We start from the raw sequence: 14,188 nt of genomic DNA on the forward strand, positions 1-14,188 counted from the left end.
GGGCAAGGGGGCAGCCCATCCGTCCCGTCACCCCGGAACCGGTCCGGGGTGACGAGGGGCATGTGCCGGGCTGCGATTACAGACCGAAGCGCAGCGTCACGCGGATGTCGCGGCCGGCGAGCGGCGCGAAGTCCTTCAGGAAGCTCGAATGGCGGCGCGCCACGACATCGAAGATGTTGTTCGCCGACAGCAGCAGGCTGGTCTTGCTGTCCTGCCCGAACGGACGAATCGAGGCGCTGGCGTTGACCATCGTATAACCCGGCGTACGCGTTTCGAAGGCGGCGAGGCGATTTTGCGGGAAAACGTGTTCTGCCTCGATCCGGCCACCCAGCCGGTCGCCCTGCGCTTCCAGCCCGCCGAGGACGCGGGCCGGCGGGATGCGGGGCACCGGGCCGACGTCGACGATATTGGCGTGGACGTAATCGCCGAGCAGGTCGGCGTTGATCGTGTATTTGCCGATGCGGGCGAGGCGGACCGAGGCGTCGGCCTCGAACCCGTAATAGCGCGCGTCGCCCTGCTGGTACTGGAAGCAGGGCAGGCCCGACAGGTCGTCGGTGCGGGCGAGGCAGACGGCGGGGTCGACGCGGTTTTCCGAAATATAGTTGGTGAACCAGTTGTAATAGGCCGAGGCATCGAGGCTGAAGCCATCGCCATGCGCGTGAAGCGTCGCCTCCAGCCCCCAGCTCTTTTCCAGGCTGAAGTTCGGGTTGCCGAGCTCATAGGCCTGGGTGCCGGCGTGCGGGCCGTTGGCCAGCAGCTCCTCCGCCGAGGGCGCGCGCTCGGTACGCGAGCCGTTGAGGCCGATGCGGACCCCGTCGGCGATCGCGTAGGAGGCGCCGATCGAGCCGGACAGCGCCTCGAAATGGCGCTTGCCGCCGAAGAAGCGATCGTTGCCCACCGGCACGCGACCGGCGACGTCGGTCAGCTCATATCGCAGGCCGCCCTCGGCGCGGAACGGGCCGTTGGCATATTGTTGCAGCGTGAAGAAGCCGGTCTGGTTGGTTTCGTTCTTGGGCAGGAAGGCTTCGTCGCCGACGACATTGAAGATGCGGTTGAAATATTGAACGCCGCTCGCGCCCTGCCAGCCGCCGCGATTGGCCTGGACCAGCTCGAGACGCCCTTCGAGGCCCTTGTTGTAGAAAGCGGTGCCGACGCTGCCGTCCTCTTCGAGTTCGAAGTGGCGGTAGTTCGCCTGGCCGGCGCGGACGCGGATCTTCTCGAGGACGCTGCCGCCGGTCTGCACCTCGCCGCGCAGGTCGACGCGGTTCTGGACGACGGAGAGGCGCGGGGCTTCCTGTTCCTGGCCCACCGCGGTCGCGTAGCGGATGGGGACGCCGTACAGGCTGTCATAATGGCTGTACGACACGCCCAGATTGCCGGTGTCGGTGATGATCGATGCGCCGGCACCCGCGGTCCACGTCTCCGACGCCGAATTGGGCAGGCGGTTCCGCAGCGCAGCCGAGGCGGCGAAGTCGATGGGTTCGTCGGTGTCCTGCGGCAGGCCGACCTGGCTGAGTGCGGCGGCACGGGCGGCGGGGGAGAGGATGTAGCCGCGGCCGGTGCGCAGGTCGTTCGACTTGAGGTACGATCCGTCGGCGTGCAGCACGATGTTCTTGGTGACCGCGACATCGCCCGCAGCGCCGCCCGACCGCTCGGTCGCCGCCGAGCCATACGCGGCGATGCCGTTCAGACGATAGCCGTTTTCGGGCACCGTGCGCGGAATGCGCGTGTCGATGACGTTGACGACGCCGCCGACCGCGGACGATCCGAACAGCAAGGCGGACGGGCCGCGCAGCACCTCGACCCGCTCGGCGAGCAGCGGATCGATGATGACGGCATGGTCGACGCTGGTGTTGCTGACGTCGATCGCGCCGATACCGTCGGTCAGCACGCGGATACGGTCGCCCTGGAAGCCACGCAGGATGGGGCGCGAGGCGCTGGGGCCGAACGAGGTCGCGGACACGCCGGGCTGGCGGGCGAGCGTTTCGCCTATCGTCGGGCGCAATTCGCGGGTCAGCTGCTCGCCGGACAGAACGGTGGTGCCCTGCAACACGTCACGCTCGCTCTGCGGTACGGCGGCGGTGACGATGATATCCTTGCCCTGCGGCGCGGCTTCGGGGGCGCCGGTCTGGGCGAAGGCGGGACTGGCGAGCAGGCTGGCGCCGGCGAGCAGGAAGGTGCGCATGGATACTCCGCGTAAGTACAGGCCCGGACCCGGGCGTTGTGCAACTGCGAGGCGTCTGTGCGACGTGATACGTTATATCAAGATGAAATCGGTGTGACGACGCGGTTACGTCAGCACTGTGGCCGCGATGCTACAGGCTGGTGCGGACGTTGAGCAGTTCGGGGAAGAAGCGCTGTTCCACCACACGCGCCAGATACGGGACGCCCGCAGTGCCGCCGGTCCCGGTCTTGAAGCCGATGACGCGCTCCACCGTCTTCAAATGCCCGAACCGCCACAGCTGCACGTGATATTCGAGGTCCACCAGCTTTTCGGCGAGTGCGTACAGATCCCAATGGTCGTTGGGATGGCCGTAGATCGTCGCCCAGCAGGCTTCGACGGCGGGCGACGGGGGGACGCTTTGGGCAAAGTCACGCTCCAGCCGGTCGGCGGGGATCGGCAGGCCGCGGCGCGCGAGCAGGCGCAACGCCTCGTCATACAGGCTGGGGCGGGCGAGTTCGTCGGACAGGCGGGCGCGGACGTCGCCTTCGTCGAACACGTCGACCATCGCCGGATTGCGATTGCCCATCACGAATTCCAGGCTGCGATACTGGTCGGACTGGAATCCCGAGCTCGACCCCAATTTGCCCCGCATCGCCGCGTAATCGGCGGGGGTCATCGTCGCCAGCACCTCCCACGACTGGATCAGCTGTGCCTGGATGCGGCTGACCCGTGCCATCATCTTGAGCGCCGGTGCGACGTCATCCGCAGCGATCCGTCGCCGCGCCTCGCCCAATTCGTGCAGGCACAATTTCATCCAGAGTTCGGACGCCTGATGGATGGTGATGAACAACAGTTCGTCATGGACGCCGCTCAACGGGCTCTGCACGTCGAGCAGTTCGGGCAGGCGCAGATAGCTGCGGTAGGTGATCGTCATGGCGACAGCGTAGCGCAGCCTGATTCAGGCTTCCAGCAGCACCAGCAGTTCGAGCCGCATGCCGTCCGCGTCGCGTCGCAGCGCGAGGTCGGCAACGAGACGGCCGGGCGCAGACAAGTCTTCTTCGGGCAAGGCGGCCAACCAGGCGGTGGCGTCGCCATCGACCGTCACCGCCATGGTCAGGCGGTAGCCAACGAAGGTGGCGCTGGACCAGGGCGTTTCCGAAAAGTCACTAAAAGTCACACCGACGCCATAGTTTCGCGCACTGCGTTCCAAGGATTTCAACAGCCTGGCATGCGGGTCGTGGCCACGGCTCATGCGCGCCGCTCCGCCATGAAGCGTTCGATGCGATGTTCCAGATCCTGGCCGACGATCCGGCCGCGCATCATGTCGGTCACGAGCCGGGGATCGTTGACCGTCCGCCGCCCGAACTCGCTGCGCGACATCTTGGTCACGCGCAGATAGCGATCGATCTTCAACAGCAGGCACATCCCTCTCCCTCCCGAGTCCGCGAATCATGTTCCTCATATGTTCTCATGGTTTCGACTTGTCTAGGAAAAATCCTACGCTAAGGTCGGACCTGTGGAGCAGGACGATCCAAGGGGGCGGCTGAAGGCCCTGGCCGACGCGCGGGGCGACAGCCTGGCGGCGCTGTCGGCGATGATCGGGCGCAACGCGGCCTATCTGCAGCAGTTCGTGACGCGGGGATCGCCGCGGCGACTAGCGGAGGACGACCGGCGGCGGCTGGCGGACTATTTCGGCGTGGACGAGGCGGCCTTGGGCGGGCCGCAGCAGCGGCGGGCGTTCACGGTGCCGCGGCTGGACGTAGCGGCGTCGGCGGGGCCGGGTGCGCTGGTCGACAGCGAGATCGTGCTGGGGGCCGAGGCGCTCGATCCCGCGCTCGCCGCGCGACTGGGCCTGCGCCAGGGGCTGACGGGAATCGTGCGGGTGCGCGGCGATTCGATGGAGCCGGGGCTGATCGACGGCGATCTGATCGTGGTCGACCGGGCGCGGCGGTCACCGGATGCGACGGGCGCGGTGTTCGTGCTGCGCATCGACGATGCGGTGATGGTGAAACGCGTGGCGCGCGGGCGGGGCGGGGTGACGATCGGCAGCGACAATCCATCCGCGCCGCCGGTGCCCGAGGGGACGGTCGAGGTGATCGGCCGCGTCGTCTGGCTGATGCGCGCGCCGCGTTAGCGCCGTCGGTCGCGCAGCCAGACCGCGACGGCACCGGCGGCGCCGATCGCCAGTCCTGCCAGGAAGCCGATCGTCACCTGTCCCTGCATCAGCCCGATGGCGGTGCCGCCGATCGAGCAGAGGGCGATCAGGATGCCGCCCGCGGCGGAAGGAGGAGTGTCGGCCATGGTCGAGCCCTGCCACGTCCCGCGCCGGGACGCCAGCGTCCCCGCTCGGGACAGGCGGGACGGCAGGCCGCACAGGCATTTACCATCGGACGCGGCAGGCGCGCGACGATCCGCCGACATTGGCACGGCGATTGTAGATACGACCGGTGCCGCGTTCGCTTGAGGAGTTTTTCGCTTATGGTCGCTTTGTATGTCGTCGATGCGCAACAGGTCGCCGAGGCGGCCGAGCTGATCGCGACGTTCGGCGATCATGCCCCGGTGGAGGCCGCGATCCGCGCAGGCCATATGCGCGACATCGGCAACCACGTGCATTTCTGCCGCTGGCGTCAGACCGAGCGGCTGGTGGAGCTGCTGGCGTCGGACGAGGTGGTCGGTACGGTCCACTGAGCCGCGCGCGCAGGATTCGGGCTGCCGGCGCTGACGTCATCCGCCCGACAGTGTTTTGTCATGTGGGCGCTGCGATCCTCCGCAGATGGAGCAGCGCAAGGACAGGTGGCGGACGCCGTTGACCGTGGGGAGCGCCGCCTTGGGTTTCGCCATCGAGCGGCTGGCGTTCAATAACGTCTGCCTTATCAAGCGGCATGACCTTATCCTGTTGGCGGCCGTGACGGCGCCGTCGATTTTGCTCGATGTCTATCGGCTGGTACGCCAGCGTTGGCCCGTAACCGCCAAATAGCATCGCCGGCGTGTGGGCGGGGGTACGTGCGAACGCAGGAGCACAAGCCCGGCGAGACGCCGTCTCATGGGCTGTGCAACTCTGGGCTTCGGCGTCTGCATGCGTCCGGCCGGTCCGTCGCCGCGTCCGGTCGATCGGGATTTGCGCCGGTGTGGGACTTTTGCGCCGAAGCGCCGCGCGCTAGGACAGGCGCATGGTGTCGCGTTGGGGGTGGTTCGGGCTAGGCGCGACTGCCGCGTTCCTTGTTGCCGGATCGGCTGCGGCGCAGACCTCGCCCGCGGGGGATACCACGCGCCCGCAGGCCCCGCAGGCCACGGATGGCGTATCGCTTGATCCCAATGCCCCGCTCGCGGCATTGCCCGATATCGGGGTCGCCTGGCCCGAGCTGAAGCCCGACGCGACCGAGGCGGCTGCGACGCAGGCGACCGATGCGGCGGGCGAGCGGCGCTATGGCTGGCGGATCGAGGGGATCGATAGCGCCGCGACGCCGCTGCTGCGCCGCCGGTTCGAGGAATTGTCGACGCTGGCGGAGAATGACGGCAGCGCCGCCAATGCCGCGCAGCTCGACCGGCGTGCGCGCGAGGACGGCGACCTGCTGCGCACGTTGCTGCGCGGCGAGGGCTATTATGATGCGCGCGTCACGACGCGGATCGAACCGGGCGCCAAGCCGCAGGTGGTGCTCGCGGCCGAGCCGGGGACGCTGTATCGCTTCACCGCGGTGACCCTGGGCGGCGTCGGCGCGGCGGGGGACAAGGCGCCGGTGCTCGACAAGGCCTTTGGGGTGAAGGCGGACGATCCGGTCAACGCGGACGCGATCGTTGCGGGCACGACGCAGCTGCGCGCGAAGGCGGGGCAGGCGGGCTTTCCCTTCGCCGACATTGGCGAGCCGCAGATCGTGGTGGATCATGCGACCAAGACCGCGACGCTCGACCTTGCCGTCGCGACCGGCAACGCGCGGCGGTTCGGGCGGATCGTCGCATTGCCCGGCAATCGGGTGTTCGACGCGGACCATGTGCAGGAGATCGCGCGCTTCCAGCCCGGGGATGCGTATAATGCCGCGTCGCTCGACGATCTGAAGCGCGCACTGATCCAGACGGGCCTCGTGTCCTCCGTCGAGGTGAAGGCGATCGCGGACGCCGATCCGGGCACGGTCGATATCGGCGTCAAGATGGAGCCGGCGCCGCCGCGCACGATCGCGGGCGAGCTGGGTTATGGCACGGGCGAAGGCGCGCGCGCCGAAATCAGCTGGACGCACCGCAACCTGTTCCCGTCCGAAGGCGCGCTGACGCTGCGCAGCGTGCTGGGCACGCAGGAGCAATTGGGCAACATCGTCTTCCGCCGCAGCAATGTCGGCGGGCGCGACCGGGTGCTGACGCTGCAGGCGGCGGCTGCCCATACGGTGCGTGACGCCTATGATGCGAAGACGTTCACGCTGGCCGGCAGCCTGGAGCGGCAGACGACGATCTTCTTCCAGAAGGCGTGGACCTGGTCGCTGGGCGGTGAACTGATCGCGTCGGACGAGCGCGATGTGATCGCGGCGACGGGCGAGCCGCGGCGGCGCACCTTCTTCATCGGCGCGGTGCCGACCAGCCTGAATTACGACGGGTCGGACGATCTGCTCAATCCGACGCGCGGCTTTCGCATCGGCGGGCGGTTCAGCCCGGAAGTGTCGTTGCAGGGCAATGTCTTCGGCTATGCGCGGATGCAGCTGGATGCCAGCGCCTACCAGCCCGTCCATAGCGGCGTGGTGCTGGCGGAGCGCATCCGGCTGGGATCGATCCTGGGCGCGCCGCGCGACCAGATCGCGCCGTCGCGGCGCTTCTATGCGGGCGGCGGCGCGTCGGTGCGCGGATACGGCTTCCAGGCGATCGGCCCGCGCGACGTCAACAACGATCCCATCGGCGGGCGCAGCCTGGCCGAGTTCTCGATCGAGACGCGGGTGAAGACGTTCGGGAATTTCGGCATCGTGCCGTTCCTCGACGGCGGTACGGTCTACACCACGGCGTTCCCGGGGTTGGGCGATTTCCAGTACGGCGCAGGCGTCGGCGTGCGCTATTATTCGAACTTCGGGCCGATCCGCCTCGACGTCGGCACGCCGCTGAACCCCAAGCCGGGCGATAGCCGCATCGCCGTCTACGTATCGCTGGGGCAGGCGTTTTGAGGCGGGCCTTGCGCTGGCTGGGGTTGGGCATCGCCGCGCTGGTGGCGGTGTTCGTCGCCGCGCTGGCGCTGGTCGACACCGGCATCGGCCATCGCTGGGTCACGGAGCGGATCGCGACGGTGCGCACCGCCAACGGGCTGCGCTTCGCAATCGGGCGGATCGACGGGTCGCTGTATGGTCGGGCGCGGCTGACCGACGTGCGCGTCTACGATCTCGACGGACTGTTGCTGCAGGCGCCATCGGTCGATCTCGATTGGCGGCCTTGGGCATGGGTGCGGCATCGGCTGGTGATCCGGCGGCTGGCGGTGGGGCAGGCGATGCTGTTCCACGCGCCACATACGCGGGCAAACCCGCAGCGCGGACCGATCCTGCCCGATTTCGATATTGCGATCGACGATCTGCGTGTCGATCGGCTGGTGCTCGCGAAGCCGGTGCTCGGCACGCCGCGGGTCGGGCGGATCGCGGGGCGGGCGGATATTCGTGACGGACGGGCCCTCGTGCGGCTTGGCGCGGTGGTCGCGGGGACCGATCGGCTGGCGGTGCGGGTCGATGCGGCGCCGGATCGTGACCGGTTCGATATCGACGTGCGCGCAGCCGGCGCCGCGACCGGTGTGCTAGCGCGCAGCCTCGGCGTGCGGCGGGCGGTGCGGCTGGACGTCGACGGCAAGGGCAGCTGGACGCATTGGCGTGGGCGCGCGGTCGGACGGATCGGTACGGCACGGGCGGTCGACCTCGCGCTGGCGGCGGATGCCGGCCGCTATACGCTGGGGGGCGAGGTGGCGACGGCGGGATGGACCAGCGCGGTCGTCCAGCGGCTGACCAGCCCGCGCGTGCGTATCGCGGGCTCGGCGACCTTCGCCGACCGACGGCTCGACGGCACGCTGTCGCTGCGCAGCACGGCGCTGGCGATGACGACGACCGGGGTGATCGATCTCGGCACATCGGCCTGGCGCAACGTGCGGATCGAGGCCCGGCTCTTGCGGCCCGCCGCGGTGATCCCGACGATGAGCGGCAGCGGCATCGTGCTGCGCGCGGTGCTGGATGGCGGGTTCCGGACCGCGCTGTTCGACTATCGCCTGCGTGCCGACCAGCTGGCGATCGACCGGACCGGTATGCACGGCGTGCGGCTGGCGGGCAGCGGACGGCTGGGCGGCCGTGTGCTGACGATGCCGACGCGCTTCGTCGCGGCGGAGGTGACGGGTGTGGGCGACGTCGCGGGCGGCATCCTGCGCAACCTCAGCCTCGACGGGCCGGTGTGGCTGACGGGATCGCTGCTGACCGCGGATGCGCTGCGGCTGCGATCGGACAAGCTGGACGGGCGGATCATGGTGTCGCTGAATCTGGCGACCGGGCGATACGAGGCGGGGCTGAACGGGACGCTCGGGCGGCTGTATATCAAGGGGCTGGGCGTCGTGGACGTTCGATCCGACCTCACCGTCGTGCCGGGGCCGGGCGGCAAGGGCACGCGGATCGTCGGGCGCGGGATCGCGCAGGTCGTGCGGCTCGACAACGGCTTCCTGCGCGCGCTGACCGGCGGTTTGCCGCGCGTCGTTGCGTCGCTGGAACGCGCGCCCGACGGGACGATCCGCTTCGCCGATCTGGTGCTGACGTCGCCGCTGCTGACGTTGCGCGGCAGCGGCTATCGCCGCAACGACGAGACGTTCCATATCGACGCGACCGGGCGGCATGCGCGCTACGGCCCGGTGACGATGCTGCGGCTGGACGGGAAGATCGACCGGCCGACGCTCGATATCGTCTTCGCCGCGCCCAATACGACAATGGGGCTGAGTCAGGTGCGGCTGCACCTCGACCCGACGCCGACCGGATTCAACGTCCAGGCGCAGGGCGGATCGCGGCTGGGGCCGTTCGCGGGGACGGGGCGCATCCTGCTGTTGCCGCCGGGCGTCGACGACGTGCTGTTCGTCGACCGGCTGGCGGTGAGCGGCACGGTTGCATCGGGCCGGCTCGCGATGCCGCCGGGCGGGTTCGAGGGCACGCTGACCGTGGCCGGCGGCGGCCTGTCGGGTGCGCTGCGCTTCCACCCGGTGGGCACGGTGCAGCAGATCGTCATGAGCCTGGATGCGGCCAATGCGCAGCTGTCGGGTGCGACGCTGCGGCGTGGGCATCTGGAGGCGACGCTGCTGCTCGATCCGGCGGGCGCTTCGATCGACGCGACCGCATCGGGGCAGGGGCTGCGGCAGGGGCGGCTGAGCCTCGCGCGCTTTGCGGGGAATGCGAAGCTGCGCGGCGGGACGGGGGAAATCCGTGCGTCGATCGCCGGGTCGCGCGGCCGCGCGTTCGATGTGCAGACCGTGATCGCGGTGGCGCCGGATCGGTATACCGTGTCGGCGCAGGGCACGCTCGACCGCCGGCCGCTGAAATTGCTCGAACCCACGATCGTCACGCGCGATGGCGACGGGTGGCAGCTGGCGCCGACCAAGCTCGCCTTCGCGGGTGGCGAGGGCAGCCTGGCGGGGCGGTTCGCCGACGATGCGCTGGCGGTGGATGCCAGCCTGACGCGCATGCCGCTCGCGATCCTCGACATCGGTTTCCCGCGGCTGGGGCTGGGCGGCACCGCGTCGGGGCGGATCGTCTATGCCAGCCGGGCGGGCGAGGCACCGACGGGACGGATCGACCTGACGCTGCGCGGGCTGAGCCGTGCGGGCCTCGTCCTCGCGTCGCGACCGATCGACGTGGGGCTGGCGGGCGTGCTGTCCGCCGACCGGCTGGGCGTGCGCGCGGTGATGGCGTCGGGCGGGCGGACGATCGGGCGGGCGCAGGCGCTGCTCAAGCCGCTGGGGGCGGGCGACCTCGCCAGCCGTATCGCCGCGGCGCCGCTGATCGCCCAGCTGCGTTATCAGGGGCCGGCGGACACGCTATGGCGGTTGACCGGCGTCGAGCTGTTCGATTTGTCCGGTCCCGTCGCGATCGGTGCGGACGTCAGTGGGCGGATCGGCGCGCCGGTGATCCGGGGCGTTTTGCAGGCCAATGGCGCGCGGATCGAAAGCGCCGCGACCGGCACCGTGCTGACCAACGTCGTCGCCAGCGGCAAGTTCGGGGGATCGCAATTGCAGATCGACCGCTTCGCGGCCGACGCGGGCAAGGGCGGGCGCGTGACGGGTGTCGGCACGTTCGATTTCGGCGCGGCGCGCGGCGTGGGGGTCGACGTGCGCTTGCAGGCGGATCGCGCGGTGATGATCAACCGCGACGATTTCGGCGCGACCGTCACCGGGCCGCTGACCTTCTTGTCCAAGGGCGTCGGTGGTCAGATCGCGGGCAACGTCCTGCTCGATCGCAGCCGCTATCGCTTGGGGCAGGCGAGCGCCGCCACCGCCGTGCCGCGGCTCAACATCCGCGAGATCAACCTGCCCGACGGTGGCGAAGAGGACGAGGCGCCGCCATCGCCGTGGACGCTGGCGATCAAGGCGAAGGCGCCCGACAAGATGATCGTCAGCGGCCTGGGCCTGTCGAGCGAATGGTCCGCCGACCTGTCGATCGCGGGCGAGCCGGGCAATCCGGCGATCACCGGCCAGGCGACGCTGGTCCGCGGCGACTACGAATTCGCCGGCCGCAAGTTCGAGCTGCGTCGCGGCATCATCCGCTTCGGTGGCGAGGTGCCGGCCAATCCCGCGCTGGATATCGAGGCGAATGCCGACAGCACGGGCCTCAGTGCCTCGATCCGCGTCACCGGCACGGCACTGAAGCCCGAGATCAGCTTCACCAGCGTGCCGGCGCTGCCGCAGGACGAATTGCTGTCGCGCCTGCTGTTCGGCACGTCGATCACCAAGTTGTCCGCGCCCGAGGCGTTGCAGCTCGCCGCGGCGGTGGCGGCGTTACAGGACGGCGGCAACGGCCTCAACCCGATCAACGCGGTACGGCGCGCGGCGGGGCTCGACCGGTTGCGCATCCTGCCCGCCGATCCGCAGACGGGTCAGGGCACGTCGATCGCCGCGGGCAAGTTCGTGACGCGGCGGCTGTATGCGGAAATCGTCACCGACGGGCAGGGCTATTCGGCGACGCGGCTGGAATATCAGGTCACGCGCTGGCTCTCGCTGCTGTCCAGCATCTCCACCTTAGGCCGGCAAAGCGCGAACGTGCGCGTGTCGAAGGATTATTAACCCGCCGCAGCGGTTCCGCTGAGCGCCATCGTCGGCTAGGGCCTGTCCATGTCCGACGTATCCGCCCCGTCGCCGCGTTCCCGCCGCTGGACGCTTTACCGCCTGCGCGCGCTGCTGCGATCGCGCGGGCCGACCAGCGTGCGCTTCCGGCGGCGGATCGCGGTGATCACCGGGGCGATCTTGATCGGCATCGTCGCGGTGCTGTTCGCCGAGGCGGCCGATTATACGGGACTGGTGTTCAGCGCCTATGCGCGTACCTGGCACTGGCTGCCGCTCGTCACGACGCCGTTGGGCTTCATGGCGCTCGTCTGGCTGACGCGGCGGTTCGTGCCGTTGGCGCGCGGTTCGGGCATTCCGCAGGTGATGGCGGCGCAGACCGACCCGACCGCGGCGATGGGCGGGCTGATCGCGGTGAAGACGGTGCTGGGCAAGGTCGTGCTGACGATGGCGGCGATCCTGTGCGGCGCGAGCGTCGGGCGCGAAGGGCCGACGGTGCAGATCGCCGCGGCGGTGATGGGGATCAGTCACCGCGTGCTGCGCGTACCGTTGAAGGGCGCGGTGGTGATCGCGGGCGGCGCGGCGGGCGTCGCGGCGGCGTTCAACACGCCGCTGGCGGGCGTGATGTTCGCGATCGAGGAACTCGCCGCCGCCTATGAGCAGAAGGTGACGCTGCTGGTCCTCTCGGCGATCGTCATCGCCGGCCTCGTCGCGCAGAGCCTGGCGGGCGACTATATCTATTTCGGCGCGATCGGCGCGCATATGCCGACCGCGAGCGCGCTGATCGTCGTGCCGGTCGCGGGCGTCTTCGGCGGACTGGCCGGCGGGCTGTTCTCGCGCGTGCTGCTGGGGCTCGCCAGTGGGCCGGGCCGCGTGACGCGCTGGACGAAGGCGAACCCGGTGCTGTTCGCGGGCATCTGCGGCGTCCTCGTCGCGGTGCTGGGCGTGTTCTCGGCCGGGCTGACCTGGGGCACCGGCTATTCCGCGGCGCGGGCGATGATCATCGGCGTCGATGCGCCCTTGTGGTTCGGCCCGGCGAAGGCGCTGGCGACGACGGCGACCGCGGTCGCCGGGCTGCCCGGCGGCATCTTCGCGCCCAGCCTGGCGGTAGGGGCGGGCGTCGGCAATCTGCTGCACGCGGTCTTCCCGGACGATCCGGCGGGCGCGGTCGTGATCCTCGGCATGGTCGCCTATTTCGCGGGCGTCGTGCGTGCGCCGCTGACCGCGGTGATCATCCTGTCCGAAACGACGGTCAGCCGCGGGCTGCTGCTGCCGATGTTCGCCACCGCGTTCATCGCCGACTGGGCGAGCCAGCTGGTGTGCCGCGAGAAGCTGTATCACGGGCTGTCGCAGACGTTTCGGTAAGGCGCGCGACGACAATTCCTAATCGTCATTCCCGCGAAGGCGGGAATCCAGATGCGCTACCGTTTCGCTTCTGTCGCTGAGGTTAGAGGTTATGGATTCCCGCCTTCTCGGGAATGACGGGGTGTGTTCGGTTTAGCGCAGCGCGTGGACCTCGGGCGTGTCGAGGCAGCGCATCATGTCGGCGGATTGCATCGCGCGGCCGGTCTGCGGCGCGGTGTAGACGGGCACGTCGAACGGCTTGCCGAGCCCTTCCGCGGTAAAGCCGCTGCCACCCGTGCAGCGCATCGCTGCCGCCAGCATCCTGGGCGGCGTGTCATAGCCTTCGTAGGACAGGCGGAACGTGCCCCAGTGGATCGCCATCGATCGCGCCGCGCCAAGGCGCTGGTGGATGAGCGCCGCCTCCGCAGGGCCGACATGGCTGCCCGACGACATTTGACCGGGCGCGAAGCGGAAGGCGCCGATCGGGATCATCGCAAAGCGGATCGGGCCGTAGGTCGCGGCCTCCGCCGGCCACAGGCCATCGCCGAAGCCGGTGTCGCCCGCGAAGAAGATGTTGCCGCCGCTGGGCAACGCGACGACGAAGCTGGACCAGAGCGCGCGGTTGCGATCGGTGAACCAGCGGCTGCCCCAATGGTGGTTGCGCGTCACGAAGACGCGGGCGCGGTCGCCGGGGCACCAGCTGTCCGGGTCACAGCGGATGTCGCTGCTGGTGTCCTGAATCCCGGCGGCGGTGAGCGTCGCGTTGCCGCCCCAGTCGAGTGCCGTCGCCTCCGCGCCGGTCTGGCCGATGACGCTGTCGTTGCCCAGGCTGGTGACGATCGCGGGGTGATCGCGCTCCCACAGCCGCTTCAGCGTCGCCTGATCGAGGTGATCGTAATGATTGTGGCTGACCAGCACGAGATCGATCTTGGGCAGATCGTCGAACCGGATGCCGGGTGCTGCGACGCGCTGCGGACCGAAGCCGAACGGGCCGGCGCGCTCCGCATAGATGGGGTCGGTGAGGATGTTGAGGCCGTGCGTCTGGATGAGGACGCTGGCGTGGCCGATCCACGTCACGACCATGCGATCGCCGTCGATCCGCGCGGCGGGGCGGGACGGTGTGACCGTCACGCTCTTCGGCCATTCGGGACGCCCGTCGTTTCCGGTCAAATAACGCCAGAAGAAGCCGGTGCGGCTGCCGCCCGTGGGCATGCGCATCGTGTCCTGATCGCCATCCGGATTGAAGAAGCGCTGCCCGTCGTAATGGTCGCTTTCGTCGCCTTCGTAATAGATGCGGTCGAGGAAGCGCGGGACGATCGTCACGGTGAGGCCGAATGCGATGACGAGCGCCAACACGATGCCGCCGATGATCTTCAGTGCCAGCGCCACGGCAGCCCCTTTGGAGATTGATGCGGGTGAACGCCGCG

The 14,188-nt window shown here is 69.3% G+C and carries 12 protein-coding genes; 6 read left to right on the top strand and 6 right to left on the bottom strand.

Annotation, left to right across the window (positions count from 1 at the left end; all coding sequences use genetic code 11):
* Positions 1-76: 76 nt before the first annotated feature.
* The 4 genes from GGR47_RS03125 to GGR47_RS03140 all read right to left on the bottom strand — a co-directional run bounded on the left by GGR47_RS03125 (position 77) and on the right by GGR47_RS03140 (position 3,589).
* On the bottom strand, positions 77-2,185 hold the full coding sequence (locus GGR47_RS03125) for a TonB-dependent receptor (RefSeq protein ID WP_147035499.1): 2,109 nt from the start codon (positions 2,183-2,185) through the stop codon (positions 77-79).
* A 130-nt stretch (positions 2,186-2,315) separates the two neighbouring features.
* Positions 2,316-3,098 carry a tryptophan 2,3-dioxygenase gene (locus GGR47_RS03130; RefSeq protein ID WP_147035500.1) on the bottom strand — a complete coding sequence of 261 codons (783 nt, stop codon included), beginning with the start codon at positions 3,096-3,098 and terminating at the stop codon, positions 2,316-2,318.
* 24 nt (positions 3,099-3,122) lie between these two features.
* On the bottom strand, positions 3,123-3,416 hold the full coding sequence (locus tag GGR47_RS03135) for a hypothetical protein (protein WP_147035501.1): 294 nt from the start codon (positions 3,414-3,416) through the stop codon (positions 3,123-3,125).
* Positions 3,413-3,589 (bottom strand): hypothetical protein, encoded by a 177-nt coding sequence (locus tag GGR47_RS03140; RefSeq protein ID WP_167509714.1) that lies wholly within the window; start codon positions 3,587-3,589, stop codon positions 3,413-3,415. Before GGR47_RS03140 ends, GGR47_RS03135 begins: the two co-directional genes overlap by 4 nt.
* Before the next feature lie 91 nt (positions 3,590-3,680).
* Between GGR47_RS03140 and GGR47_RS03145 the strand changes: the two genes are divergently transcribed.
* On the top strand, positions 3,681-4,298 hold the full coding sequence (locus GGR47_RS03145) for a S24 family peptidase (protein WP_147035502.1): 618 nt from the start codon (positions 3,681-3,683) through the stop codon (positions 4,296-4,298).
* Here GGR47_RS03145 and GGR47_RS03150 read toward each other — a convergent pair.
* Positions 4,295-4,465 (bottom strand): hypothetical protein, encoded by a 171-nt coding sequence (locus GGR47_RS03150; RefSeq protein WP_167509715.1) that lies wholly within the window; start codon positions 4,463-4,465, stop codon positions 4,295-4,297. The genes GGR47_RS03145 and GGR47_RS03150 overlap by 4 nt on opposite strands.
* A 177-nt stretch (positions 4,466-4,642) precedes the next feature.
* Between GGR47_RS03150 and GGR47_RS03155 the strand changes: the two genes are divergently transcribed.
* From GGR47_RS03155 to GGR47_RS03175, 5 genes are all read left to right on the top strand, one after another.
* Positions 4,643-4,852, top strand: coding sequence for a hypothetical protein (locus GGR47_RS03155; RefSeq protein ID WP_043059437.1), 210 nt, complete (start codon positions 4,643-4,645; stop codon positions 4,850-4,852).
* 85 nt (positions 4,853-4,937) lie between these two features.
* Entirely contained in the window at positions 4,938-5,141 is a 204-nt protein-coding gene (locus GGR47_RS03160; protein WP_043059436.1) for a hypothetical protein, read from the top strand.
* A 193-nt stretch (positions 5,142-5,334) separates the two neighbouring features.
* Entirely contained in the window at positions 5,335-7,302 is a 1,968-nt protein-coding gene (locus GGR47_RS03165) for an autotransporter assembly complex protein TamA (protein WP_147035503.1), read from the top strand.
* Positions 7,303-7,310: 8 nt separating this feature from the next.
* The gene (locus GGR47_RS03170) at positions 7,311-11,420 is read left to right on the top strand and encodes a translocation/assembly module TamB domain-containing protein (protein ID WP_147035508.1); all 4,110 of its coding nucleotides are present in this window, start codon (positions 7,311-7,313) and stop codon (positions 11,418-11,420) included.
* Between the two features lie 48 nt (positions 11,421-11,468).
* Positions 11,469-12,782, top strand: coding sequence for a chloride channel protein (locus GGR47_RS03175; RefSeq protein WP_147035504.1), 1,314 nt, complete (start codon positions 11,469-11,471; stop codon positions 12,780-12,782).
* 132 nt (positions 12,783-12,914) lie between these two features.
* Here GGR47_RS03175 and GGR47_RS03180 read toward each other — a convergent pair whose 3' ends face one another.
* Complete coding sequence (locus GGR47_RS03180; protein WP_147035505.1) at positions 12,915-14,150, bottom strand: MBL fold metallo-hydrolase; 1,236 nt, start codon at positions 14,148-14,150, stop codon at positions 12,915-12,917.
* Between the last annotated feature and the right edge of the window lie 38 nt (positions 14,151-14,188).

The organism is Sphingomonas aquatilis, assembly GCF_014196115.1.
Classification (GTDB): domain Bacteria; phylum Pseudomonadota; class Alphaproteobacteria; order Sphingomonadales; family Sphingomonadaceae; genus Sphingomonas; species Sphingomonas aquatilis.

Excerpts from the sequence above, each read along its gene's own strand:
- GGR47_RS03165 (WP_147035503.1), top strand. The coding sequence starts at position 5,335 with ATGGTGTCGCGTTGGGGGTGGTTCGGGCTAGGCGCGACTGCCGCGTTC.
- GGR47_RS03125 (WP_147035499.1), bottom strand. The coding sequence starts at position 2,185 with ATGCGCACCTTCCTGCTCGCCGGCGCCAGCCTGCTCGCCAGTCCCGCC.
- GGR47_RS03160 (WP_043059436.1), top strand. The coding sequence starts at position 4,938 with ATGGAGCAGCGCAAGGACAGGTGGCGGACGCCGTTGACCGTGGGGAGC.
- GGR47_RS03150 (WP_167509715.1), bottom strand. The coding sequence starts at position 4,465 with ATGGCCGACACTCCTCCTTCCGCCGCGGGCGGCATCCTGATCGCCCTC.
- GGR47_RS03130 (WP_147035500.1), bottom strand. The coding sequence starts at position 3,098 with ATGACGATCACCTACCGCAGCTATCTGCGCCTGCCCGAACTGCTCGAC.
- GGR47_RS03135 (WP_147035501.1), bottom strand. The coding sequence starts at position 3,416 with ATGAGCCGTGGCCACGACCCGCATGCCAGGCTGTTGAAATCCTTGGAA.
- GGR47_RS03155 (WP_043059437.1), top strand. The coding sequence starts at position 4,643 with ATGGTCGCTTTGTATGTCGTCGATGCGCAACAGGTCGCCGAGGCGGCC.
- GGR47_RS03140 (WP_167509714.1), bottom strand. The coding sequence starts at position 3,589 with ATGTGCCTGCTGTTGAAGATCGATCGCTATCTGCGCGTGACCAAGATG.
- GGR47_RS03175 (WP_147035504.1), top strand. The coding sequence starts at position 11,469 with ATGTCCGACGTATCCGCCCCGTCGCCGCGTTCCCGCCGCTGGACGCTT.